Genomic DNA, 24,389 nt, shown 5'->3' with positions numbered 1-24,389 from the left:
ACTCTTTAAAATAAATCATTGTTGCCGCGCAGAGCGCTGCGGATATAGTAATTGTTGTCCAGTTCATCGCCAAAGGTGGAGAACTCGCCATGGCCGGGCAGCACCTGCGTGCCGCGCGGGATGGGCAGCTTTGCCAGTTTACGCAGACTCTCGGCCATCTGTGCACTGCTGCCGCCCTCCAGATCGGTACGGCCGATGCTGCCTGCAAACAGGGTGTCGCCGCAGAAGAGATACTCGCCGCACAGCAGCACCACGCCGCCGGGCGTATGGCCGGGCGTGTGCCAGACCGTGAACTGCAGCTCGTCTACCGAGACAGTCTCCCCTTCTGCGTAGCCGCAGTCCGCTGCGCTCAGCGGATACATGCGGTCGCCTGCAAGGTCGGCAGCCTCACAGTAGAGCTTTGCGTTCCACTCGGTGCGCAAGGCTTCGGCGCTGCCCACATGGTCGTAGTGGCCGTGGGTGCACAGGATGGTGGTGAGCTGCGCATTGTTTTCCTTTAAAATTTTATCGTAGGTCTGCGCATCTGCCGCCGGGTCAATGACCACGGCATGGCCTGCGTCGGAAATGAGCAGGAAGGTATTGGTATACAGCGGCGCAGCGCCCGGAATATGAAAAGTCTGCATGGCGGTCACTCCTTTTTCTTCCACTCGTCGGTATCGATGATAATGGTGCAGGGTCCTTCGTTCACAAGAGCCACCTGCATGTCCGCGCCAAACTCGCCGTGCTGAACATCCTTCAGGCCCTGTTTGTTCATCTCTGCAAGGAACAGCTCGTAAGCATCCACGGAGAGCGGCGGCTTTGCGGCCTTGATAAAGCTGGGCCGGTAGCCTTTTTTCGTGTCGCCGTAAAGGGTGAACTGGCTCACCACCAGAGCCGAATAGCCAAGGTCCTTTGCGCTGAGATTCAGCTTGCCCTCTGCGTCCGGAAAGATGCGCAGGCCCGCGCATTTATCGGCAAGCTTGGGCACGATGTCCAGACTGTCGGTATCCCTGACACCCAGCAGGATCATAAGGCCCGGCCCGATGGCCCGCGGCTCATCGCCGTTTACCCGCACACTGGCGGAAGACACCGCCTGAATGACTGCACGCATGTTTTAGCTCCTTGTCACCTTGAGCACGTCCTTCACCTTGGAAAGTCTTGCGACCACACGGTTGAGGTGCTCGGTATTGTTGATGCCGATGGTCAGGCTGACCATAGCGCAGTTGTTTTCCACCTGACGGGCGTTCACCGCATAGATGGGCACCCGGATATCCGCCAGCGCAGCCAGCACATCCTGCAGCAGCTCGTTGCGGTTCAGCGCGATGATCTCAATGCCGGCCTTATAGCTGTCCTTGACGCTGTCGGCCCAGTACGCCTTGACCCAGCGGGGGGCATTGGTGGGATCCTTCATGCTGGAAATGGCGTTCACGCAGCTCTGCTTGTGGATGGAAACGCCAAAGCCGCGGGTGATAAAGCCCACGATGGGGTCGCCCGGCAGCGGGCTGCAGCACTTGGCAAACTTGATGGGGGTGTTATCGAAGCCTTCCACCACCACGCCGTCGGTAGCGTGCACACGGCTCAGATCCACCTTAGGCAGGTCTTCCCCGGCCTTTTCCTCCGAAGTTTTCAGCTTCTGCCACTCCTCCTTGAGCTTGGGCAGGCAGTTGGCAATGGTCATGCCGCCGTAGCCGATGGCGGCATAAAGCTCCTCGGCATTGTTCTGGCGCAGGCGGCGGGAACAGCTGTTGATAAAATCGTCCAGCTGGTCGTCCGGAATGATGATCATTTCCCTGCGCAGCTCACGGGCCAGCGCATCACGTCCCTGCGTGATATTTTCCTCGCGGCGCATCTTTTTGAACCAGTTTCGGATCTTGCTCTTCGCTTCGCTGGTGCGCACGATCTTGAGCCAGTCGCGGCTGGGGCCTTTGTCCGCCGGGCCAAGGATCACTTCGATGATCTCGCCGGTGGAAACGATGTGGTCGATGGGCACCATGCGGTTGTTCACCTTGCAGCCCACCATGCGGTTGCCCACCGCCGAATGGATCGCATAGGCAAAATCGATGCAGGTAGCGCCGGTGGGCAGGTTGATGACATCGCCCTTGGGGGTAAAGGCAAACACTTCCTCCGGCAGCAGGTCGCTCTTGAGGTCGTGCAGCAGATTGCCGGAATCCTCGCTGACGCGCTGGTTTTCCAACAGCTGGCTCACCCATGCCAGACGTTCGTCCAGCTTGTCGTGGCCATCCAGACCTTCTTTATACTTCCAGTGGGCCGCAACGCCGTACTCGGCCTGCTCGTCCATCTTGCGGGTGCGGATCTGCACCTCAAAGGGGATGCCCTCGTGGCCGATGACGGTGGTGTGCAGGCTCTGGTAGCCATTGGGCTTGGGAGTGGAGATATAGTCCTTGAAGCGGTTGGGCAGCGGATGGTACATATCGTGGATGAGGCCCAGAGTGCTGTAGCACTCGGCCAGCGTATCCAGAATGACACGCACCGCATAGATATCGTAGATCTCATCAAAGGACTTGTTCTGCATAATGGTCTTGCGATAGATGCCGTAAATACTCTTGACGCGGCGCTTGATGGTAGCGCCCTCAATACCGCTTTCGGCCAGCCGCCGCTCGATCACACCGGACACCTTTGCAAGGAACTCCTCGCCTGCACGCTCACTGAGCATCCGGCTGATCTCCTCGTAGCCCACAGGGTCAAGGTAATGCAGGCTGCGGTCCTCCAGCTCTTCCTTCACGTTCAGGATGCCCAGACGGTTGGCGATGGGGGCATACACCTCCATGGTCTCGCGGGCTTTATCGCGGCGCTTCTGTTCCGGCCATGCATCACCGGTGCGCATGTTGTGCAGCCGGTCGCACAGCTTAATGATCATCACGCGCACATCGCGGCTCATGGCCAGCAGCATCTTGCGCAGGTTTTCAGCCTGCAGTTCCTCAATGTTAGAGAACTGGATTTTGGTCAGCTTGGTCACGCCGTCCACCAGCAGGGCAACTTCCTCGCCAAAGGCGGCTTTCAGGTCGTCCAGTGTAGTGGGAGTGTCCTCCACCACATCGTGCAGCAGGGCCGCAGCAATGCTCTCGGAGTCCATACCAAGGTCCAGCACCAGTCGTGCCACAGCCAGCGGATGGCAGATATACGGCTCGCCGCTGCGGCGGCACACCCCCTTGTGGGCAGTGTTGGCAAGGTCATATGCCTTTTCGATCATCTCCATATTGTAGGAGCGGCCGCTGGCCTTGATGGCCTCACACAGCTTTTCCCAGGTAACGATCTCCGGCCGCACCTCCGAAGGCAGAGTTCCTTCCGGTGCATCGGCCAGCTGTGCTGTTGCAGAAACGGTAGCCGTTTCCTGCACCGGTACCGGCTGATGCAGGTGGGTCTTTGCGGAGTAGAGATCCTCTTCCCGCACAGGCTTCGGTGCCGGGACAGCAGTTTTCTTTCCCTCTGGCATTTTACATTCCCTCCAAACATTTCAGGACCGGGGCATCCGCAAGGTTCTTTTTGCCCTGTGCAGGCACAAGATCCAGATACTTTGCTCCGCCCTTTTCCACCGTGGCGATCAGTCCCACCTGTTCCAGAGCCGTGACCGCCACCAGCGTTTTGCCTGTATTTTCCTCGCCCAGTTTTGCGCACAGCGGCTGCAGATCTTCTGCGTGCCAGCGGCGCGCCTGCAGCTCACGGTACACTGTGACGATATCACTGCGCTCAGGCGTAATAAGCTTTTTCTGTTCCTCGGTCAGGGGTGTGCCGCGGCGCAGCGCCGCTACAAAAGCAGCCTGCTCCGCAAGCTTTGTGCCCAGCCCTGCCGGGTGCAGGTCCAGAATGCGGCCCGAAAGCTGTGCGCCCCGGGGCGAATCGTAGACCGAAAGGTTCAGCGCAGCATCCACCACATCGCCCATGGCATAGGGCAGCTGTTCCGGCGGCATGCCGAACCACACGGCATACACGCTGGCATTGCCCTGCCGCAGGCGCAGGCGGCTGTGCCTGCCCTCCGATACCGGGTATACCCCATCCAGCACGGCGTTCTGCAAAAGGAACACCGGGGTCGGGTTCTCGGCCCCATAGGGAGCCAGCTGGTCGAGCTTCCGCACACTTTCCACGGTCACACGGTCCAGATGGATGGGCAGGTCGCACTCCAGCGGGGTGGTATGCAGCACCGGGCATTCCCGTGCTGCCCAGTCGTTCAGGCGGCGGCGCAGAGCGGGCAGATTTTCTTCCCGCACCGAAAGGCCCGCAGCCATGGCATGGCCGCCGTAGCGGATGAGCAGATCTGCGCAGGCACCAATGCAGGCATGCAGATTGAAGCCCTGCACGCTGCGTCCGCTGCCCTTGCATTCGCCGTGCTCGTCGATCGTCACCACGATCACAGGCCGGCCGGTGCGTTCCACCAGCCGGGATGCCACGATGCCAATGACACCGGGGTGCCAATCGCGGCCCCACAGCAGCATCACGCGGTCTTCCAGCCGCTCCGGTTCCTGTTCCAGCAGTTCCTGCGCGGCCTTGAAGATCTGCAGCTCTGTCTCCTGACGCTTTGTATTGATCTCGTTCAGTTTATGGGCCAGCTCTGCGGCGCGGTCCGGGTCCTCACACATCACCAGCTGCAAAGCCGTAACAGCGTTGTCCATGCGGCCAGCCGCATTGATGCGGGGCGCAATGGCGTAGCTGACATTTTCTGCGGTGACCGGTTTGCCCGCAAGGCCCACCTCTTCCAGCAACGCTTCCAGACCCGGACGATCCGTGTTCTGCAGCTGGCGCAGGCCCGCCTTGACAAGGGTGCGGTTTTCGCCGGTAAGCGGCATCACGTCCGCCACAGTACCCACAGCGGCAAGGTCGCCGCAGTAGTCCAGCATTTCTTCCGGCGGGCAGCCATCCAGTGCGGCACACAGCTTGAACGCCACGCCCGCACCGCACAGGCCCTTGAAGGGACTGGTGTCGTCCTCACGACGGGGGTCTACCACGGCAATGGCCTTGGGCAGAGTTTCCGGCGGCAGATGATGGTCGGTAATGATCAGGTCAATACCCAGTTCAGCGGCATAATCGGCTTCTTCCACAGCAGAAATGCCGTTATCCACCGTCACGATCAGCTTGCAGCCCTTATCGTGGATGGAACGGATGGCATTGCGCGAAAGGCCGTAGCCGTCACCCTCGCGGCTGGGCAGCATACATTTTACGGTAGCCCCCATGCCCTTGAGATGCTGGTACAGCAGGGCCGTGGCCGTCACGCCGTCCACATCATAATCGCCGAACACCACAATGGTCTCGCCCTCGTCAATGGCCCGCCAGATGCGCTCGCAGGCCTTGTCCATATCGGTGAGCAGCGAAGGGTCGCTCAATTCTTCCTCACCGGCAAGCAGGGTCAGTGCTTCGGTAGGGTCGGTAATGCCGCGGGCCGTCAGCACGCCCGCCAACAGGGCATTTTCCTTCTGCTGGGCGGCAAGGGCGGCCGCATATTTTTGCTCGCTCCACGGCTCGTCGTTCTGTGCGTTATATTCCAGTTCTTCGGTGGCCTGCTCCGCAATCGCCTGCGTCAGCTCCCGCAGCGCGGCACGGTCCAGCGGCTTCAGATTCCATGCACGGTAGGTCATTCAAAATTTCCTCCCGTCAGGCCGTCGTTGGCCAGCATTCCCTGCAGGGCGGCGATCTCAGAAGAGACATCCATCGCTACATCCGAGAGCAGCGTATCATACAGGGTGTCGTAGGCCTGATTCAGCGTGTGAAGGATGCCCGCGATATCGCGGCGGATGGTCTCGGCGTTTTCGCCCTGCTGGCCCTGCACATCGTTGTAGGTGTGCAGCAGCTTGAGGGTGGTGGGGATATAGTATTCCGCAAAGCGGCGGGCCTTGGGCAGGCTTTCCGGGTGCGCTTCCAGCCAGTCACAGATGGCAGTGGTGGTGGTCTGCATATGGTCCAGCTCTTCGCGGCCCTGCGCATCCTGCATCAGCTGTTTTTCCTGCTGCAGCACGGCGGCAAAGCGGCGCGCCGTCTCAAGATTGAGCGGCACATCGTCTGTTTTTTCTGCCGCCGGTTCCGGCTGCGGCGGTGCCTTGGAGGCTGCGGCAGCTTCCTGCGCGGCACGGTAATCCTCAGCAGTCAGGTAAAGCTTTTCCGCTTTTTCGTCCACCCATGCACTCAGCCAGCCATTGCGGATGAATCTGCGCACCCGCTTGAGGGCACGGGTCTTTTTCTCGTCCACGGCTTCCAGCGGCAGGCCCTTTTTGCAGTCAAAGCCTTCTGCTGCCTCGGCCAGACGGAGCAGCGTCTTGCTGGCCTTCAGGCGGGATGCACCGGCAGTGATCATCCACACGAACACGGCGGTGACAGCCGCAAAGCACCAGCCGGTGATCCGCACCGCCCCCAGCGCAAAGCTGCCCATGGCTGCAGCATTTTCAGCCATAAAGCTGTCCTGCAGAAGAGCCTGCAGAACCGCCGCATTGGGCGTAAACAGGCCCGCCGCACCCAGACAGGAAACCGCCGTGATGCCAAAGATCACCGTAAACGTGATGCCGACTGCCAGCAATGCGCAGCCTGCGCTGTAGCGCTTTTTGGCACTGGCGCGGATCTCGTCTGCCGGGGTCGTCTCTGCCTTGCCGAACATCTGCCGGAACCAGCCGGAAACACCTGCGGCCTGCGCGTTGATACAGTCCTCATTCAAGCCCTGTTTTTTCGTATTCTGCGCATTCTGGCGGCTGCGGTAGTATTCATCCCGGCTGCTGCGGAACGCTTTTGCCGCTTTGCCAAGGCCAAAGTTTGCAGCATTCACCGCCGCACGGCCCACACCATAGGCGCGGTCGCCAATGTCCTCCCCTTTGCCCTCAAAGCCATGGGCAAAGGCATCCGACACGGTATCGCCAAAGGCGCGCAGCTGGTTTTCCAGCTCCTGCTGCACCTGACGGCCCTCATTTTCTCTCATTGTATCGTTTTCACGATCGTTCATCAAATTCTTCTCACCCTTCTGCCGGTGCATACCGGCTGATGATGGCGCGGGCCACCCGCAGGCCATCCACGGCGGCGCTCATGATGCCGCCCGCATATCCGGCACCCTCGCCGCAGGGATACAGACCTGCCAGCTGGGTGCATTCAAAATTTTCTTCCCGCTTCAGCCGCACCGGGCTGCTGGTGCGGGTCTCAAGACCCGTAAGGATCGCTTCCGGCGCGGTATAACCCGCAATTTTGCGCTCGTAGGCGCGCAGGCCCGCCCGCAGTGTTTCGGCCAGCTCCTGCGGCAGCAGTGCGCCGAGGTCTGCCGCAGCAACGCCGCGGTCATAGGTAGGCTGCACACGTCCAATGTTCAGCTGGCCGCGCCCTTCCAGAAAGCTCTGGATATTCTCTGCCGGAGCGGCATACTCCCCTGCACTGCGCCCAGCGGCGTAGGCTCTGGCTTCCAGCTCCCGCTGGAACGCGATGGCCCGGCGCGGATCGTCTGCAAAGTCCTTGCCTCCCACGCTCACCACCACGGCCGCGTTGGCATTTTTGCCATTGCGGGCGTGGAAGCTCATGCCATTGGTCACTACACGGCCTTCCTCGCTGGCCGATGCCACCACCTGCCCGCCGGGGCACATGCAGAAGGTGTAAACGCACCGCTCCCCCACATGCTGGGAGAGTTGATACTCGCCCCGCGGCAGAGCCGGATGCCCGGCAGCCTCGTGATATAAGCTCTTTTCGATCTCACTCTGCAGATGCTCGGCGCGGAAGCCCACACTGAACGGCTTGCATTCCAACTGCAGGCCGCCGTCCATCAGCATCCCGAAGGTATCGCGGGCCGAGTGGCCCACCGCGAACACCAAAGCTTCGCAGGCAAAGGTGCCATTTGTGGTAAAAATGCCGGTGAGCTGACCATTTTTCTGTTCAAAGCCGGTCAGGGCCGTGTTGAAATGCACCTCACCGCCCAGAGCTTCGATCTCCTTGCGGATAGAGGTGATCACACCGCGCAGCAGGTCGGTGCCCACATGGGGCTTCTGCTTCCAGGCGATCTCCTCCGGCGCACCGTGCTGCAGGAACACCTCGGTAACAAAGCCGCACAGCTCATCGCCGATGCGGGTGGTCAGCTTGCCGTCCGAAAAGGTACCGGCACCGCCCTCGCCAAATTGAATGTTCGCATTCACATCCAGTTCGCCGGTAGCAGAAAAATGCTCCACCGCCTTTACGCGCTCGTCCAGCGCCGGGCCGCGCTCCAGCACAATGGGCTGATAGCCCTGCCGGGCCAGCAGCAGCGCTGCAAACAGGCCCGCCGGGCCAAGGCCGCACACCACAGGCCGATGTGCCAGTGGCTGGATGCCATTCTGCACCGAAAAATCCACCTTCTGCTGCAGAGAAGCATCACCACAGCGGGCTGCAAAAGCCGCTTCCTCGGCAGGTTCTTTCAGGGTGACAGCCACGGTATACACCAGCTTGGGCTGGCCGTGGCGGGCATCCACCGAGAGCTTTGCCACGCCCAGATGCTGCACCTTTCCGCGCGGGATGCGGGCGGCGTGCAGGGCTTTTTCAAATGCCTGCGGCTCTCCGGCAGAGAGCGGCAGACGGATGTTGCGAACCAGAATCATGTTATCGTGTGTTCCTTTTTGTTTCAGTTGCTTTCGATGCGGCACTGCAGCACATAGCTGCCCAGTGCAAAGATCTTGCCGTTGGAGGGCACATACAGGCGGCAGGCGATGTTCTGCTCGCCGGTCGCCACCGAGAAATCCTCGGCATCGATCTCAATGACCACCTGCTCCGGGGTCAGCGTTTCGATCGCGCCCTTGGGGCCGCAGAGCGTTACATTCATCAGGCGTTCGGTCTGCACCGTCAGCTGGTAGGTAGAGGGCAGGTTGACCACCTGCACGCAGGTATTGGGCAGGTTCATGGTCTTGGTTCCCAGATTGGAGCAGTCAAAGCTGACCGTAATGGTGGAAATGTTATCCAGCAGATAGATGTCTGCGGGCAGGTCGATGGGCAACTCATAGCTCTTGTTCAGTGTAAAGGTGGAAAGGTCGATATTGCCGATGGGCAGCGTGGACAGCATATCGATCTTAGCTGCCGGACCTGCCACCTTGAGCTGCTTGCGGCTGAGTGCATATACCAGAACCGAATCATCAAAATCACGCGGTGCATTGATGAAATTCACGTCCACCGGCAGCGTTGCCATCTTGTACACCTGCAAGGTCACATCCACACTGTTCTCTTCCAGCTCCGTGTACTCAAACTTGACTTCCTTGCCGCCGGAGGTATAGAAGCGCAACGGCGTGTTCAGCGTGATGGACTCGGTCAGTTCGCCGCTGTAGGTCACCTCTGCTGTGCAGGTAGCAACTTTATCCAGCTCACTGCTGGGGCCGGAAAGGGTGATATTCTCCTTGGAAACATCCGTACTATAAAGGATATAGCCGTCCGCGATGGTCAGGTAGTTGGTGGTAATGGTAACGGGCATGGTCTTTTCCTCCACCACGTCAAACACCACATCCACCGTATTATCCGTGCCTTCCATGGTCACAGTCACACCGTTCAGCAGGCCGTTGGCACCGCGTACCAGCAGGCGCAGGGTCTTTTCGCCGCTGTCGCGTACGCTGGAAAAATCCGGGTAGACCACAAAGTCGGAAGCCGTCAGCCCGCCGATGGTATAGCCGTCGCCGGAGATTTTCAGGTTCACGGTCTTATCCTCGGCGCTGACGATGCTCAGGCCCCGGGAGGTGTAAGCAGCGGAATCGTAGGTATAATCCACCGGCACATTGTAGATGGTGTTGCTGGTGCCGGGCTGCACGATGATCGTGACCACCATCCATGCAACGATGGCACCCAGCACCGAAAGTGCCAGCCGGATGCGGCGGTCGTCCAGAATGTTTTTCTTATGGGCGACCGCCGGCTTTGCGCCGTTTTTCTTGTTGGGTTCGTTGTTCATTGCGCATCGTCCTCCTTCTGGCTGACCCATTTCCACAGACGGTCCAGCTGACCGCGCCAGCCGCTGACCGTCGTCTTTTCGGTGGTGGTCTCCTTGGGGATCATCTCATCCACCAGACGGGTATACAGGGTCTGGCGGTCAAAGTGGCGGATCAGCACACCGTTTTTCGCCATGGAGATGATACCGGTCTCCTCGCTGACCACGATGGCAATTGCATCGGAATTTTCGGCAATGCCAAGGCAGGCGCGGTGACGGGTGCCCATATCCTTGCCAAGATCCAGATTGTTGGAAAGCGGCAGCACACAGCCCGCCGCTTTGATGCGGCCGTTCTCAATGATGGCGGCGCCGTCGTGCAGGGGCGTGCCCTCGTAGAAAATGGTGCCCAGCACCTCCAGATTGACGGCGCTGTTCACCGGCGTGCCGGTGCGCACGATCTCCGAAAGGTTCGTGTGGCGTTCCAGCACGATCAGTGCACCGGTCTTGGTCTCAGAAAAGCGCTCTGCCGCATCGCAGATGGCAATGATGGCGCTGCGCCATGCACCCTTCAGGCTTGGATCGTTGTAGCGGCCTTTGACATTGAACAGCTTGGCGGCCCACTGGTCGGTCTGGCCCATGCGCTCCAGCGCACGGCGGATCTCTGGCTGGAACAGCACCACCAGCGTCAGCAGGCCCACCTGCAGCAGTGAGTTCAGCAGCCACGTGACGGTACGCATGTTCAGCGTTTCTGCCACCAGATAGACGGCCATCACCAGCAGCGCACCCTTGAACAGCTGGCCAGCGCGGGTGCGGTTGACAATGCCCAGCAGCTGGTAAATCAGGAAGGAAATGATGATGATATCCAGCAAATCGACCAGTTTGAAGGTCTGGAAATTTGCAATGATCGCGTTCAGAGTCATTGGTACACGCTCCCGTTTACAGTGTTTCGATCAGGGCAACGGCGTGGGCGGCAATGCCCAGCCCCTCGCCGGTAAAACCCAGATGTTCCTCGGTGGTGGCCTTCACACTCACAGCGTCCACCGGCAGGCCGAAGGCATCGGCCAGATTCTGGCGCATGGCCGGAATGTACGGCGCAAGCTTGGGCCGCTGACACAACAGCGTCGCGTCGATATTTTCAATGCGGAAGCCGTGCTCCTTTAAAATTTCGGCCACACGGCGGGCCAGCTTCAGGCTGTCGGCACCGGAGTAAGCCGGGTCATTGTCCGGGAAATGCTGGCCGATATCCCCCAGCGCAGCGGCACCCAGCACAGCATCCATCACCGCATGGGCCAGCACATCTGCATCCGAGTGGCCCAGCAGGCCTTTTTCAAAAGGCACTTCCACGCCGCCCAGGATCAGCTTGCGGCCTTCCACCAGACGGTGCACGTCATAACCATGTCCAATGCGCATTTTGTGTTCCTCTTTCTGATCCGGGCGGGGCAGGTCCTCGCGGGTCGTGATCTTATAATTGGCGTAATCGCCCTGCGTCAGCTGCACGGCGCGGCCGGTCAGCTCGAACAGGCTGCAGTCGTCGGTGACAAGGCGGGCTTTTTCGGCATCCAGCTCTTCCAGCGCAGCAAGGTACTCTGCGCGGTCAAAGCACTGAGGGGTCTGCACCGCATACAGGGTGCTGCGGTCGGGCGTTGTGTACACAAGGCAGGCATCCGGCACGATCTTTCCGTTGCCGCGCGCTGCAGCCTTGATGGTATCCTTTACCGGTACGGCAGGTGCAGCTGCGCCGCACCGGGCCGCTGCTTCCAGCGCTGCTGTGATGACGGCCTGACTGACGAAGGGTCTTGCCGCGTCGTGCACTGCCACAAGCTCCCCTGCTGCCGCCAGCACGCCGTTTTTTGCGCTCTCGGCGCGGGTGGTGCCGCCCGTTACGATCTGCACAGGCTTTGTGCAGTCTGCTGCCTGCTGCTCCACAAAGGCGCGGTTCTTACCGGCCACCAGCACGATCTCTGTGACAAGCGGGTCCTGTTCAAACGCGCGGATGCTGCGGTGCAGCACGGTCTCGCCGCCCAGATCAAAGCTGAGCTTGTCAAAGCCCATGCGTGTGGAAGACCCCGCCGCCACCAGTACTGCGGATACTCTCTTTTCCAATTTCTTCACCTGCCCGATTCCTATAGTAAGCCATATTTTATTATAGCGTATAACTTCCCAAACTGCAACCAATATTCTACAGCAAAAATGCCCCTCTGCACACAGCAGAGGGGCACAAACTTGTTCTTGATGGAGTTTACTTCAGGATCGGCTCGATGGCAGCAGCCAGGGCATCCTTCTGTGCCTGTGCTTCAGCCAGATCCTTGCCCAGAGTGGTGAAGTAGGTCTTGATCTTCGGCTCAGTGCCGGAGGGACGCACCACAACGGTAGCGCCGTTTTCCAGTGCGTAGATCAGCACGTTTGCAGCGGGCAGGCCGGTCTCCTCGGGCTTCTTGTAGTCGGTCACCTTGACCACCTTGTGGCCAGCCAGCTCGGCGGGCGGGTTATCACGCAGCTTCTGCATGATGGAAGCCATCTTCTCCATGCCGGTCAGGCCAGGGAACTCGAAGCTGTCCACCTTGTTCAGGTAGCGGCCATACTGTTTATAGATCTCTTCCAGACGCTGCTTGATGGAGGAACCGATGCTGCGGTAGTAAGCGGCCATTTCGCAGATCAGCATGGAACCGATGACGGCATCCTTATCGCGTACATAGGGGCCGGCCAGATAGCCATAGCTCTCCTCGAAGCCAAAGATGAAGCGGTCCACCTCACCGGCAGCTTCCAGATTTGCGATCTGGTCGCCGATCCACTTGAAGCCGGTCAGCACGCTGCGCATTTCCACGCCGTAGTGTGCGGCAATGGCATCGGCCAGAGGAGTGGATACGATGGACTTGACGGCCACCGGGTTTTTGGGCATGGTGCCCTTCTCGATGCGGCCTGCGCAGATGTAATCCAGCAGCAGAGCGCCCATCTCGTTGCCGGATACCAGCTCATAGCTGCCATCCGGGCACTTCATGGCAATGCCCACGCGGTCGGCATCGGGGTCGGTGGCCAGCATCAGATCGGCACCAGTCTTGGTTGCCAGCTCCAGACCCAGCTTCAGAGCCTCGAAAATTTCGGGGTTCGGGTAGGAGCAGGTGGTAAAGTAGCCGTTGGGGTACTCCTGCTCGGGCACGATGGTGATATCGGTGATGCCCATATCGTTCAGCACGTGGGTGACCGGCACCAGACCGGAACCATTCAGCGGGCTGTACACCAGCTTCAGGCCGGCAGTCTTGCACAGGCCCGGGCGCACCTGACGGGCCTCAATGGCATCATACAGTGCCTTCTTGCAGTCGTCGCCCACAAAGCGGATCAGGCCCTGCTCCACGCCCTCGGCAAAGGAGATGTACTTTGCACCGGTCAGCACATCCGTCTTCTGGATCTCATCGTACACGATGGCAGCAGCATCATCGGTCATCTGGCAGCCATCCGGGCCGTAGGCCTTGTAGCCGTTGTACTTGGCCGGGTTGTGAGAAGCCGTGACCATGATACCAGCATTGCACTGGTAGTAACGGGTAGCAAAGCTCAGTGCAGGCACAGGCATCAGAGCATCGTAAATGCGCACCTTGATACCGTTTGCCGCCAGAACGCCTGCGGCGGTCTTGGCAAAGATATCGCTCTTCAGGCGGCTGTCGTAGCTGATCGCCACAGTCTGGCTGCCGCCCTGAGTCTTGACCCAGTTTGCCAGACCCTGCGTGGCCTGACGCACAACATAGATATTCATACGGTTGGTGCCAGCGCCCAGAACGCCGCGCAGACCAGCGGTGCCAAACTTCAAAGCCACAGCAAAGCGGTCCTTGATCTCGTCATCATTTCCCTCGATCTTGGCCAGCTCCGGCTTCAGATCAGCGTCTTCCAGCTCTGCAGCCATCCAGCGCTTATATTCATCCAAATACATCTTGCACACCTTACCTTTTGTAAATTTTTCCGCAAAAAAGAACAGGTTTGGTTAAACCTACTTATAATATAAACTCTCCGCGTTCATGTGTCAATTGCGTAATCTGCAACAAGATTTGCAGTTCAAAACCGGCATATGGCACAAAATTCCAAGTTTTTCCCGGTAAAGTCGGGAACCATCCCGGCCTCGCCTGCATTTTCCAGCAGTTCATAACTCTGGCCTGCATCGTCCAGAACGTCCAGCCACTGCTCCAAACCGACGCTGTTTTCACACAGGTAGCGCAGCAGCTGCATTGCCCGGGCAAAACTGTCCTGCAGCAGCACCGCGCTGCGGCGCACCCGGCCATCCTGCTCCTGCCGCAGCTCCATTACAACGCCCTGCGCAGCGGCGGCACCGCAATATACAAGGGTGTGGGCATGCTGCAGCCCTTCCAGTTCTGAATATGTACGGATATAGCGGCAGTATTCTTTGCTCATCATGGAAAACTCTCTCCTCTCTATCGCATTGACATCTTTCCTGCCCTTTACTATAATGAATTCAGAAGTATTTTTGTGTCGAAGTATGACATAATCATCCAATATTTTCCACTTTTGCCAATTCTTTTCCGTCATATCATCCGCTGGGATAAGGGAGAACAACATGTATTCTGTTACCAGAAGCTTTGGTCTGAACGGCCTGAGCGGCTTTGCCGTGGCAGTGGAGGCCGACATTTCCGGCGGTCTGCCTGCCTTTTCCATCGTGGGCCTGCCGGATTCCGCTGTGCGTGAAAGCGCCGACCGTGTGCGCGCCGCCATCAAAAATCTGGGCTTCAAGTTCCCGGACCGGCGCATTACCATCAATCTTGCCCCGGCGGATGTGCGCAAGACCGGCCCGGTGTACGACCTGCCGCTTCTGCTGGCAGTGCTCACTGCCAGCGGCCAGCTGGAGGATGTGCCTGCCGACGCGGCATTTCTGGGCGAACTGGCACTGGACGGCACCTTGCGGCCGGTTTCCGGCGTGCTGCCCATGGCGCTGGCTGCAGCAGAAAATGGCATCCACGCCCTGTATGTACCTGCCGAGAATGCCGCCGAAGCAGCCGAGGCCTGTGCCGACAGCATGGCCGTCTACCCCGCCCACACGGCACGCGAAGTTGTAGATGCCCTGCGCGGCATCTCCCCGCTTGCCCCGGCGGCTGTTGTTCCCTTTGACCCTGCAGACGCATGGGCACAGGTGCCGGATTTTGCGGACGTGATGGGCCAGTCGCTGGCGCGGCGGGCTATGGTCATTGCTGCCGCAGGCGGACACAATGTATTGCTCATTGGCGCACCCGGCACCGGCAAATCCATGCTGGCAAAGCGTCTGCCCGGCATCCTGCCGCCGCTCACCCGCGAGGAAGCCGTGGAGACCACTAAAATTTATTCTATTGCAGGGCAGCTGCCGCAGGGTCGGGGCCTGATCTCTGCACGGCCTTTCCGCAGCCCGCACCACTCGGCCAGTGCCGCAGCTCTGGCTGGCGGCGGCGCACAGTTCCGGCCCGGCGAGTGCAGCCTTGCCAACTGCGGTGTGCTGTTTTTAGACGAATTGCCGGAGTTCTCCCGCGAGAGTCTGGAAGTGCTGCGCCAGCCGCTGGAGGACGGCCAGATCACCGTGAGCCGAGCGGCAGGCAGCGCCACCTATCCCAGCCATTTCCAGCTGGTGGCAGCCATGAACCCCTGCAAATGCGGCTACTACGGTCATCCCACCCGGCAGTGCACCTGCTCACCCAGTGCCGTGCGGCAGTACCGCAGCCGGGTGTCCGGTCCGCTGCTGGATCGTATCGACCTGTGCGTGGAGATGGATCCCATCGCCTTTGACGAGCTGCACGCCGTCGTCCCTTCCGAGAGCAGCGCCGATCTGCGCAAACAGGTGCTTGCCGCCCGGGCCATTCAGGCAAAGCGCTATGCCGCCCCGGGTTTTGAGGGTGTGCTCTGCAACGCCCAGCTCACCGCTGGGCAGGTGCGGCGCGTCTGCCGCATGACCCCCGCCGCCGAGCGGCTGCTGCGCGCCTCCTACGACGCTTTGGGCCTTTCCGCCCGCGCTCATGACCGTATCCTGCGGGTGGCCCGCACGGTGGCCGATCTGGCAGGCAAACAGCTGCTGGATGAGGACTGTGTGCTGGAAGCCCTGCAGTACCGGGCACAGGAAAAAGTGGAAGTATAAAAGTTTCTCCGTCTTTGCTTCGCAGATCCGCCTTCCCCGAAAAGGGAAGGGTTTGTGCAGCTTACCGTTACGCGCAAAAAAGCCATCTGTATCTTTCCAAATGCTCAATACGAGCAGGAGATCACAGATGGCTTTTTATAATTGCTTTTTAGAATCTGCGCCATGTATCCGGCAGGAACAGCACCAGCATCGGGAAGATCTCCAGACGGCCGGCCAGCATGTCGAAGATCATCACCAGCTTTGCGGGGTTCGTAAAGCTGCCAAAGTTCATCATGGGGCCTACCTGCGCAAGGCCCGGGCCGATGTTGTTCAAAGTAGCTGCAATGGCTGTGAAGTTCGTCACCATATCAAAGCCATCCAGACTGATGAGCAGGAAGGAGACCACGAAGATGAAGAAATACGCGCCCATAAACACATTGGTGGTGCGGATGGTCTCGTGGTTGAGCAGCTTGCCGTCCATGCGGACGGGGGCCACCACCTGCGGGTGCAGTGCCTGCTTGAGCTCCTTGCCCAAGGTCTTGCCCAGAATGAGGAGGCGGCTCACCTTGATGCCGCCGCCGGTGCTGCCTGCGCAGGCACCAATGAACATGAGCACCACCAGAATTTCTTTGGAGAGGGTGGGCCACAGGTCAAAGTCACAGCTGGAAAAGCCAGTGGTCGTGATGATGGAGCCCACCTGAAAGGCTGCCTGACGCACCGCTTCGCCAAAGCTGTTATAAAGGCTGTAGATATTGGCCGTGATAATGCCAATTGCCACCAGAATAATGGCGAAGTAGCCGCGCACTTCCTCGCTGATGGCGCGGTTGAATTTGCGCAGCAGCAGCAGGAAGTAGGCATTGAAGTTGACACCAAACAGGATCATGAAGATGGTCACGACCCACTGGATGTAGGGAGAAAAGCTGGTAAAGCTGTCGTTCTTGAAGCCGAAGCCGCCGGTGCCCGCCGTACCGAAGGCCGTGAGCATGGACTCAAACAGCGGCATGCCTCCCAGCAGCAGGAATACCACCTCCAGCACGGTGAGTGCAAAATAGATGCCGTACAGGATCTTTGCGGTAGACTGCACCTTGGGCACCAGCTTATCCACCTGAGGGCCGGGGCTTTCTGCCTTCATCAGGTTGACGTGGGAGCCACCAGTCAGGGGCAGCAGCGAGAGCAGGAACACCAGAACGCCCATGCCGCCGATCCAGTGGGTGAAGCTGCGCCAGAACAGGATGCCCTTGGGCAGATCCTCCACCCCGGGCAGGATGCTGGCACCGGTGGTGGTAAAGCCGGACACCGTCTCAAACAGGGCATCCACCGGGTTCGGGATGCAGCCCGCCACCACAAACGGAACGGCGCCCACGATGGAAATGACGATCCAGCTCAGCGAGGTAGCAGCAAAGCCCTCCCGCATATAGAACATCTTGCTTTTAGGCTTGATGCCGCGCAGGGCGTAGCCGATGGCGGCGCTGACTGCCGCCGTGATCAGAAACACGCCCAGCACGAACCATTCGCCGTAGATCCAGCTGGCCGCTGCGGGCAGCAGCAGCAGCGCACCCTCGATCAGCATGACATAGCCCAGCAGACGGAAAACGATCGCATAATTCATAGTCTGCCTCCGTCAACCCTCTGCGCCCTTGTCCAGAATATCGCGCAGGTCATGCAGACCATGCTCCAGCGTGACCACGATCACGTTGTCGCCCACCTGGATCTGGTCGCCGCCGCGCGGGATCAGGATCTGATGGCCGCGGGTGATGCAGCACAGCAGCAGATTCTTTTTCAGGTGCAGCTGGCTCAGGGGGACACCGGTGGCAGCGCTCTTCTCGTGGACGGTAAATTCCAGCGCTTCCACGCGGTCGTCCAGAATGCGGTACAGCGTCTTGATGTTGCTGCCCGCTTCGTTCTGCAGTGCACGCACATACTGCACGATGTAATCGCAGGTCATGTACTTGGGGTAGACCACGCTGCCCAGATCCAGACCGGCCAGAATATCATCGAACTCCAGACGGTTGACTTTGGTGACCAGCTTGCCCTTGGAGTGCTTTTTGGCAAACAGAGTCAGCAGCACATTCTCCTCGTCGATGTTGGTCAGGGCCACAAAAGCCTCGGTGGACTCCATGCCCTCCGAGAGTAGGAATTCGCGGTTGGAGCCGTCCTCGTTCAGGATCTGTGCGCCGGGCAGCTGCTCGGCCAGCTCCATGCAGCGGGCAGGGTCGCGCTCCACGATGCGCACACGCACGTGGTTTTCCAGCAGCTCCTGGCTCAGATAGAAGGCGATGGCACCGCCGCCCACGATGAAGGCATTGCGCACCGGGCGCACCGGCAGGTGGATGCGCTGGAAGAACTCGTGGGCCTTTTCCTGTGTTGCAAGGAAGGTGACCTGATCGCCGTTCTGCAGTACAAAGTTACCGTTCGGGATGATCACGCCGCCGCTGCGCTCCACTGCACACACCAGAATATCGCTCTTCAGGCGGGTGGGGATCTCGCGGATGGCCACGCCATCCAGCCCCTGCTCTGCAGTGAGTGCAAACTTGATCAGCCGCACACGGCCGTCTGCAAAGGTGTCGATCTTGCTTGCACCCGGGAAGCGCAGCAGATGGGAGATCTCCTTTGCTGCAGCCATTTCCGGATTGATGATGGCCGAAATGCCGATCTGCTTTTTGATAAAGTCCAGCTCATGACTGTAGGACGGGTTGCGCACACGGGCAATTGCATGGCAGTGGCCCGCCTTTTTGGCAAACATGCAGCACAGCAGGTTCAGCTCATCCGAACCGGTCACGGCAATGAACACATCCGCGTCTTCAATGCCGGCCTCTGCCAGCGTGGTGATCGAGGAACCGTTGCCCACGATGCCCAGCACATCGTAGCTTTCAGTCAGGTGCTCCACACGCGCTTTGTTGGTATCCACAATGGTCACATTATGGTCTTCCTCACTGAGCTGCCGCGCCAGCGCAGTACCAACCTTGCCGCCGCCCACCAGAATGATCTTCATAACAAGTCCTTTCTCTTTCCGCGTCCCTTCTGCCGGGACAGCACAAATCCATCATAGTATAGCATATCTCCTGCCAAAGTTCCACTGTTTTCCACGTTATGCAACAAGAACCTGCCAAATGACGCAAAAAAGCCCCGGGAGATACCGTCCCGGAAGCTTTTATTTCATTTAATAGCGCTCCACGCCGTCCTTCGTTACAAGGGCATACACCAGCGGGGCTTCCTCCGGCTTCTCAGAGCCGTATCCAAGGCCGCTGCGGTACTCGGCGGCGGCAGCTTCAAACTTATCGGCTGCGCCGTAGAAGGTGGCAAGGCTCTCGCCCTTCTTTACGTAGTCGCCGCGCTTTTTATGCAGGGTGATGCCGGCGGCAAAATCCAGCGGGTCGCCCTTTTTCTGTCGGCCCGCACCCAGCAGCACGCTGGCAGAGCCGATCTTCTCGGCATCGTTCGCCACAATGTAACCGTCCTGCTCTGCCAGCAGCTCAAAGCTTGCCGCAGGCTTCTCGAACAGGCTGTAGTCGTCCAGCACGCGGGTATCGCCGCCCTGCGCCGCAAACATCTCCTTGCACTTAGCAAAGGCAGAACCGTCGGCGATCACCGCCTCGGCCATGGCGCGGCACTCGGCAGGAGTGCCCTTATCGGCCAGCACCAGCATGTTCGCCGCCAGCTGCAGGCAGACCTCGGTCAGGTCGGTGGGGCCATGGCCCTTGAGCACATCCATGCTCTCCATCACTTCCAGACTGTTGCCAATGTTATGGCCCAGCGGGGTGTCCATATCGGTGATCATGGCGGCAACGCGGCGGCCATGGTGGGTGCCAATGGATACCATCAGCTTGGCCAGCTCAATGCTCTGGTCTACCGTTTTCATAAAAGCTCCGGTGCCGGTGGTCACATCCAGCAGGATGGCATCCGAGCCGGAGGCCAGCTTTTTGGACATGATGCTGGATGCGATGAGCGGGATGCAGCTGACGGTTGCGGTCACATCGCGCAGGGCATACATTTTTTTATCTGCAATGGCAATGCCCTCGCTCTGGCCAATGACCGACAGACCGATGCGGTTCACCTGCGCAAAGAACTCCTCCTGCGAGAGGGCGGTTCTGGTGCCGGGCACGCTCTCCATCTTATCGATGGTGCCGCCGGTATGGCCAAGGCCCCGGCCGCTCATCTTGGCGATCTTCACGCCGCAGGCCGCCACGATGGGGGCAATGACCAGCGTGGTCTTGTCACCTACGCCGCCGGTGGAGTGCTTGTCCACCTTGATGCCCGGAATGGGCGAAAGATCCACCATCACACCGCTGTGAGCCATCACATCGGTCAGCTCTGCGGTCTCTTCATCGGTCATGCCGCGCAGATAGACAGCCATCATCCATGCAGCCATCTGGTAATCAGTCACTTCTCCGCTGACATAGCCATTGACGATCTGCTCCAGCTCCTCACGGCTGTGCGTACCGCCATCACGCTTTTTTGCGATCAGATCATAAACGCGCATCGTATCACGCTCCTCGTTTTTTCAATAGTACGACATTATAAGATATAGTATAGCAAAATTCCAAACAAAAGCAAGTATCATTCTGTAAACTTTGCCCAATTTCAAACCAAAAAGGGCGCAGCCGCCCGGAAAAGCAGCTGCGCCCTTGTTTTGGGAACACGAATCGTCGTTTTAGCGGGATCCCTTGTCGTAGGGGATGCCCTCTGCCTTGGGTGCCATGCTGTTCTTGGAGGTAAACGCCAGAATGATCATGGACGCCACGAACGGCATCATGTTGTAGATATTGCTGGACCAGTGCAGCTGTGCCAGGAAGGTGGAGTCTGCAATGTTTGCCAGACTCTTGAACACAGCAAAGAACATGGCTGCGCCAAAGATGTTGAAGGGCTTCCACTGGCCAAAGATCATAACAGCCATGGCAAGGAAGCCTGCGCCGGCCACGCCCACCTCAAAGTTCCAGGTCTGCACCGGGGGCACAATGTAGGCCATACCGCCGATCGCGCCCAGTGCACCGGAAATGACAACACCGGCATAGCGCATCTTGTAGACATTGATGCCCACAGAGTCCGCTGCCTGCGGATGCTCGCCGCAGGCACGCAGGCGCAGGCCAAAGCGGGTCTTGTACAGCACCACATAGCTGATGATCAGCAGAATGATGCCCAGCGGCACAAAAATGCTCAGCTCCAGCCCGCCGATGCTGAACAGGAAGGGCTTGTTGGAGTAGTTCAGCTTTGCACTGCCGCTATCGCTGAAATACTTGGCAATGACCACCGCAATCGCAGTAGCCAGCAGGTTCAGGGCCGTGCCGCCGATGGTCTGATCCGCCTTCAGGTTGATGGAGGCAAAGGCCAGCAGCAGACTGTACACCATACCGGCCAGTGCCGCCACCAGAACAGAGATCAGCACCACGAGGAAGACCGGCATACTGGAAGGCAGCATGGTCAGGGTGAGAACACCCGCCACACCGCCAATGACCATGATACCTTCCAGTGCAATGTTGATGATGCCGGAGTGCTCACTGAACATACCGCCCAGTGCCACCATCATCAGAACGATGCCATACAGCAGCGTATATTTGATCAGAAGCAGCATATCACTTGCCCTCCTTTTCGGTTGCAGATCCTGCAGGAGCAGCAGGCTCTGCGTTCACATTGGTCTTGTCGGCATTCCTGAACAGCAGTGCGTGGATCTTGCCGCGGAACAGCATGGAGAATGCGCACAGGTAGATGATGATGCCGCTGATCAGGTCCGAGATCTCAGTGGGGTAATACTTGGTGGAAAGGAAGGAGCCGCCCACCGAGATATGGGAAATGAAGATCGCCGAGAAAATGGTGCCAATGGGGTTGGAGCTTGCCAGCAGTGCAACGGAAATGCCGTTGAAGCCCATTGCCGGCAGGCTGGTGGAGTTCAGCGGGTTCCACTGGGACACATTGGACAGATAGTACAGGCCCGCACCAAAACCGGCCAGCGCACCGGCAATGGCCATGGAGAGGATGATGTTCTTCTTCTCGTTGATGCCGGCGTAGCGGGCAGCGCTCTTGTTCAGGCCGACTGCCTTGAGCTCGTAGCCGAAGGTGGTCTTGTTCAGCACCACCCAGATCAGAACTGCCACCGCTGCCGCCAGGAAGATGGCGATGGTGGTGCTGTTGGTCTGGAACAGCTTGTTCAGGCCGAAATCCGGGATGATGGACTGAGCGTAATCGGCGTTCTTGCTGATGTTGATGGTGCGGGTGTTGCGCACATCGTACATGGGGCCGGTGCCGTTCTGATAGATCAGCTCATTGACCAGATACAGGCCGATCCAGTTGAACATGATGGAGGTAATGACCTCGTTGATGTTGAAGTAGGCCTTGAAGAAGCCGGGGATCGCACCCCAGATGCCGCCCAGAATGGTGGCTGCGATCAGACAGACGAACCACGGCAGCTTGAGCATGATGGCGCAGTACAGAGCGCCGTAAGCGCCCAGCGTATACTGACCCGCCGCACCGATGTTGAACAGACCGGTCTTGAAGGCAAAGGCCACGGACAGACCGGTCATAATGAGGGGAGCCGCATTTGCCAGCTCCTTGCCGACACCGTAGGGCGCGTCATGGAAGCCGCCCTTCAGGATGCGCACAAAGCCGTCGCCCCATGCGTGGGCCGGGTTGATGGCCAGCAGCACCAGAAAACCGACCACAAGGCCGATCAGGATGCACAGCAGAGCAGCCAGCACACTGGTGATGGAGCTGTTCAGACTGCTGTGGGAAAGTTTTTTCTTGTTCATGTGTTATTTGCTCTCCTTTCCCTGCTTGCGTGCGCCTGCCATATACAGGCCCAGCTCCTGCACGGTGGTGGTCTTGGGGTCAAATTCGCCCACGACCTCGCCCTCGTACATCACAAGGATGCGGTCGGACAGGTTCATCACCTCGTCCAGCTCCAGACTGACCAGCAGCACAGCCGTGCCCTTATCGCGCTCGGCCACGATCTGACGGTGGATGTATTCAATTGCACCAACGTCCAGACCGCGAGTGGGCTGGACTGCCACCAAGAGCTTCGGGTCCTTATCGATCTCACGGGCAATGATGGCCTTCTGCTGGTTGCCGCCGGACATACTGCGCACGGTGGTCACACTGCCCTGACCGCTGCGCACATCGTACTGGGCAATGAGCTTATCGGAATATTCGCGCACCTTATCGCTGCGGATAAAGCCACCCTTCTGGAACTCGGGCTGCCAGTAGCGCTGCAGCACCATGTTGTTTTCCAGACTGTAATCCAGCACAAGGCCGTGCTTGTGGCGGTCCTCCGGGATATGGCTCATGCCGTCCTTGGAGCGCTGACGGATGGACTCGTTGGTGATGTCCTTGCCGTCCAGCGTGATCTTGCCGCTGCTGATCTTTTCCAGACCGGTCAGGCCGTAGACGAACTCGGTCTGACCGTTGCCCTCGATGCCTGCAAGGCAGACGATCTCACCGGCATGCACCTGAAAAGAGACATTCCGGACTGCATCCTTCTTGTGTTGGGCGCTGTGCATGGTAACGTTTTCCACATCCAGCACCACTTCGCCGGGGTTGGCGGGCTTTTTGTCCACCTGCAGCTGCACATCACGGCCAACCATCATGCGGGAAAGCTCTTCCTTAGTGGTGTCCTTGATGTCCACGGTGCCCATATACTTGCCCTTGCGCAGAACAGTGCAGCGGTCTGCCACCGCCATGATCTCGTTGAGCTTGTGGGTAATGAACAGGATGGACTTGCCTTCCTTCTTGAACCCGCGCATGATCTCCATCAGTTCGTCGATCTCCTGCGGGGTCAGCACTGCGGTAGGCTCGTCGAAGATCAGGATCTCGTTGTCGCGGTACAGCATCTTCAGGATCTCAACGCGCTGCTGCATACCAACAGAGATATCGCTGATCAGTGCATCCGGGTCCACGCGCAGGCCGTACTTTTCGCTCAGGGCCATCACCTTTTTGCGTGCCTCGGCCTTCTGCAAAAAGCCCATCTTGTTGGGTTCCACCCCCAGAATGATGTTGTCCAGCACGCTGAAGCATTCCACCAGCTTGAAGTGCTGGTGCACCATGCCGATGCCCAGTGCGTTTGCATCATTGGGGTTGCGGATGACAACCTCCTTGCCGTTTTTGCGGATCTGACCAGCTTCCGGTTGGTACAGGCCAAACAGCACGCTCATCAGCGTACTTTTGCCGGCGCCGTTCTCGCCCAGCAGGGCATGTACCTCGCCTTTGCGCAGCTGCAGGGTGATATCGTCGTTTGCCTTGATTCCAGGGAACTCCTTGGTAATGTGGAGCATTTCGATCACAAAATCCTCTGCCAATCTGCTCACTCTCCTTTCGTGTCGTTTCGACACCGATACTTCTTTAAGTTCCATTATACCTGATTTGCGGCAATTTGCACATGTCTTTTTTGCTTTTTGGCAGAAAGCACAGATAATAGTATTACTTTTGTACCCTTTTCACGAAGAGTACGCTGCATTTTTCCCGCATTACGCCAATAGAAGACAGAAAAAAGCGGGACAT

At 58.9% G+C, this 24,389-nt stretch carries 18 protein-coding genes; 1 reads left to right on the top strand and 17 read right to left on the bottom strand.

Annotation, left to right across the window (positions count from 1 at the left end; genetic code table 11):
• Nucleotides 1-5 precede the first annotated feature (5 nt).
• The 11 genes from MTP41_RS14195 to MTP41_RS14145 all read right to left on the bottom strand — a co-directional run bounded on the left by MTP41_RS14195 (nucleotide 6) and on the right by MTP41_RS14145 (nucleotide 14,227).
• Nucleotides 6-623, bottom strand: coding sequence for an MBL fold metallo-hydrolase (locus tag MTP41_RS14195; protein ID WP_249235788.1), 618 nt, complete (start codon nucleotides 621-623; stop codon nucleotides 6-8).
• A gap of 5 nt (nucleotides 624-628) precedes the next feature.
• Complete coding sequence (gene dtd, locus MTP41_RS14190; RefSeq protein WP_249235787.1) at nucleotides 629-1,090, bottom strand: D-aminoacyl-tRNA deacylase; 462 nt, start codon at nucleotides 1,088-1,090, stop codon at nucleotides 629-631.
• 3 nt (nucleotides 1,091-1,093) lie between these two features.
• The gene (locus tag MTP41_RS14185; RefSeq protein WP_097778151.1) at nucleotides 1,094-3,433 is read right to left on the bottom strand and encodes a RelA/SpoT family protein; all 2,340 of its coding nucleotides are present in this window, start codon (nucleotides 3,431-3,433) and stop codon (nucleotides 1,094-1,096) included.
• 1 nt (nucleotide 3,434) lies between these two features.
• Nucleotides 3,435-5,567 (bottom strand): single-stranded-DNA-specific exonuclease RecJ, encoded by a 2,133-nt coding sequence (gene recJ, locus MTP41_RS14180; protein WP_249235786.1) that lies wholly within the window; start codon nucleotides 5,565-5,567, stop codon nucleotides 3,435-3,437.
• The gene (locus MTP41_RS14175; protein WP_249235785.1) at nucleotides 5,564-6,916 is read right to left on the bottom strand and encodes a 5-bromo-4-chloroindolyl phosphate hydrolysis family protein; all 1,353 of its coding nucleotides are present in this window, start codon (nucleotides 6,914-6,916) and stop codon (nucleotides 5,564-5,566) included. The genes recJ and MTP41_RS14175 overlap by 4 nt, the downstream gene beginning before the upstream one ends.
• A gap of 10 nt (nucleotides 6,917-6,926) precedes the next feature.
• Entirely contained in the window at nucleotides 6,927-8,522 is a 1,596-nt protein-coding gene (locus MTP41_RS14170) for an NAD(P)/FAD-dependent oxidoreductase (RefSeq protein WP_249235784.1), read from the bottom strand.
• 23 nt (nucleotides 8,523-8,545) lie between these two features.
• Nucleotides 8,546-9,850, bottom strand: coding sequence for a CdaR family protein (locus tag MTP41_RS14165; RefSeq protein WP_249235783.1), 1,305 nt, complete (start codon nucleotides 9,848-9,850; stop codon nucleotides 8,546-8,548).
• Nucleotides 9,847-10,746: a diadenylate cyclase CdaA gene (gene cdaA / locus MTP41_RS14160; protein ID WP_005940107.1), complete on the bottom strand. Its 900-nt coding sequence runs from the start codon at nucleotides 10,744-10,746 to the stop codon at nucleotides 9,847-9,849. Before cdaA ends, MTP41_RS14165 begins: the two co-directional genes overlap by 4 nt.
• Nucleotides 10,747-10,762: 16 nt before the next feature.
• The gene (gene ispF / locus MTP41_RS14155) at nucleotides 10,763-11,938 is read right to left on the bottom strand and encodes a 2-C-methyl-D-erythritol 2,4-cyclodiphosphate synthase (protein WP_442900309.1); all 1,176 of its coding nucleotides are present in this window, start codon (nucleotides 11,936-11,938) and stop codon (nucleotides 10,763-10,765) included.
• Between the two features lie 127 nt (nucleotides 11,939-12,065).
• The gene (locus MTP41_RS14150; RefSeq protein ID WP_249235781.1) at nucleotides 12,066-13,748 is read right to left on the bottom strand and encodes a phospho-sugar mutase; all 1,683 of its coding nucleotides are present in this window, start codon (nucleotides 13,746-13,748) and stop codon (nucleotides 12,066-12,068) included.
• 122 nt (nucleotides 13,749-13,870) lie between these two features.
• A complete protein-coding gene (locus MTP41_RS14145) occupies nucleotides 13,871-14,227 on the bottom strand; it encodes a hypothetical protein (protein ID WP_179859701.1) in 357 nt (118 codons plus the stop codon).
• Nucleotides 14,228-14,387: 160 nt separating this feature from the next.
• Between MTP41_RS14145 and MTP41_RS14140 the strand changes: the two genes are divergently transcribed.
• Nucleotides 14,388-15,926 (top strand): YifB family Mg chelatase-like AAA ATPase, encoded by a 1,539-nt coding sequence (locus tag MTP41_RS14140; RefSeq protein ID WP_249235780.1) that lies wholly within the window; start codon nucleotides 14,388-14,390, stop codon nucleotides 15,924-15,926.
• 148 nt (nucleotides 15,927-16,074) lie between these two features.
• On the opposite strand, the gene MTP41_RS14135 is transcribed toward MTP41_RS14140, so the two are convergent.
• The 6 genes from MTP41_RS14135 to MTP41_RS14110 form a co-directional block, all read right to left on the bottom strand.
• Nucleotides 16,075-17,514: a TrkH family potassium uptake protein gene (locus MTP41_RS14135; RefSeq protein ID WP_120079498.1), complete on the bottom strand. Its 1,440-nt coding sequence runs from the start codon at nucleotides 17,512-17,514 to the stop codon at nucleotides 16,075-16,077.
• Nucleotides 17,515-17,526: 12 nt separating this feature from the next.
• Nucleotides 17,527-18,897 carry a Trk system potassium transporter TrkA gene (trkA, locus tag MTP41_RS14130; protein WP_097774809.1) on the bottom strand — a complete coding sequence of 457 codons (1,371 nt, stop codon included), beginning with the start codon at nucleotides 18,895-18,897 and terminating at the stop codon, nucleotides 17,527-17,529.
• Between the two features lie 168 nt (nucleotides 18,898-19,065).
• Nucleotides 19,066-20,385 carry a thymidine phosphorylase gene (locus tag MTP41_RS14125; RefSeq protein WP_249235779.1) on the bottom strand — a complete coding sequence of 440 codons (1,320 nt, stop codon included), beginning with the start codon at nucleotides 20,383-20,385 and terminating at the stop codon, nucleotides 19,066-19,068.
• A gap of 171 nt (nucleotides 20,386-20,556) precedes the next feature.
• A complete protein-coding gene (locus MTP41_RS14120; RefSeq protein WP_097778160.1) occupies nucleotides 20,557-21,474 on the bottom strand; it encodes an ABC transporter permease in 918 nt (305 codons plus the stop codon).
• 1 nt (nucleotide 21,475) lies between these two features.
• Nucleotides 21,476-22,645, bottom strand: coding sequence for an ABC transporter permease (locus MTP41_RS14115; RefSeq protein WP_120120119.1), 1,170 nt, complete (start codon nucleotides 22,643-22,645; stop codon nucleotides 21,476-21,478).
• A 3-nt stretch (nucleotides 22,646-22,648) separates the two neighbouring features.
• On the bottom strand, nucleotides 22,649-24,163 hold the full coding sequence (locus MTP41_RS14110) for an ABC transporter ATP-binding protein (RefSeq protein ID WP_249236575.1): 1,515 nt from the start codon (nucleotides 24,161-24,163) through the stop codon (nucleotides 22,649-22,651).
• Nucleotides 24,164-24,389 lie beyond the last annotated feature (226 nt).

It is taken from the genome of Faecalibacterium sp. I4-3-84 (genome assembly GCF_023347255.1).
Classification (GTDB): Bacteria; Bacillota; Clostridia; order Oscillospirales; family Ruminococcaceae; genus Faecalibacterium; species Faecalibacterium taiwanense.
The sequence above is the reverse complement of the archived record's forward strand: the minus strand, read 5'-3'. Positions and strand labels throughout refer to the sequence as shown.

Coding starts and splice junctions, on each gene's coding strand:
- MTP41_RS14195 (WP_249235788.1), bottom strand. CDS start 623: ATGCAGACTTTTCATATTCCGGGCGCTGCGCCGCTGTATACCAATACC.
- dtd (WP_249235787.1), bottom strand. CDS start 1,090: ATGCGTGCAGTCATTCAGGCGGTGTCTTCCGCCAGTGTGCGGGTAAAC.
- MTP41_RS14185 (WP_097778151.1), bottom strand. CDS start 3,433: ATGCCAGAGGGAAAGAAAACTGCTGTCCCGGCACCGAAGCCTGTGCGG.
- recJ (WP_249235786.1), bottom strand. CDS start 5,567: ATGACCTACCGTGCATGGAATCTGAAGCCGCTGGACCGTGCCGCGCTG.
- MTP41_RS14175 (WP_249235785.1), bottom strand. CDS start 6,916: ATGAACGATCGTGAAAACGATACAATGAGAGAAAATGAGGGCCGTCAG.
- MTP41_RS14170 (WP_249235784.1), bottom strand. CDS start 8,522: ATGATTCTGGTTCGCAACATCCGTCTGCCGCTCTCTGCCGGAGAGCCG.
- MTP41_RS14165 (WP_249235783.1), bottom strand. CDS start 9,850: ATGAACAACGAACCCAACAAGAAAAACGGCGCAAAGCCGGCGGTCGCC.
- cdaA (WP_005940107.1), bottom strand. CDS start 10,746: ATGACTCTGAACGCGATCATTGCAAATTTCCAGACCTTCAAACTGGTC.
- MTP41_RS14150 (WP_249235781.1), bottom strand. CDS start 13,748: ATGTATTTGGATGAATATAAGCGCTGGATGGCTGCAGAGCTGGAAGAC.
- MTP41_RS14145 (WP_179859701.1), bottom strand. CDS start 14,227: ATGATGAGCAAAGAATACTGCCGCTATATCCGTACATATTCAGAACTG.
- MTP41_RS14140 (WP_249235780.1), top strand. CDS start 14,388: ATGTATTCTGTTACCAGAAGCTTTGGTCTGAACGGCCTGAGCGGCTTT.
- MTP41_RS14135 (WP_120079498.1), bottom strand. CDS start 17,514: ATGAATTATGCGATCGTTTTCCGTCTGCTGGGCTATGTCATGCTGATC.
- trkA (WP_097774809.1), bottom strand. CDS start 18,897: ATGAAGATCATTCTGGTGGGCGGCGGCAAGGTTGGTACTGCGCTGGCG.
- MTP41_RS14125 (WP_249235779.1), bottom strand. CDS start 20,385: ATGCGCGTTTATGATCTGATCGCAAAAAAGCGTGATGGCGGTACGCAC.
- MTP41_RS14120 (WP_097778160.1), bottom strand. CDS start 21,474: ATGCTGCTTCTGATCAAATATACGCTGCTGTATGGCATCGTTCTGATG.
- MTP41_RS14115 (WP_120120119.1), bottom strand. CDS start 22,645: ATGAACAAGAAAAAACTTTCCCACAGCAGTCTGAACAGCTCCATCACC.
- MTP41_RS14110 (WP_249236575.1), bottom strand. CDS start 24,163: ATGCTCCACATTACCAAGGAGTTCCCTGGAATCAAGGCAAACGACGAT.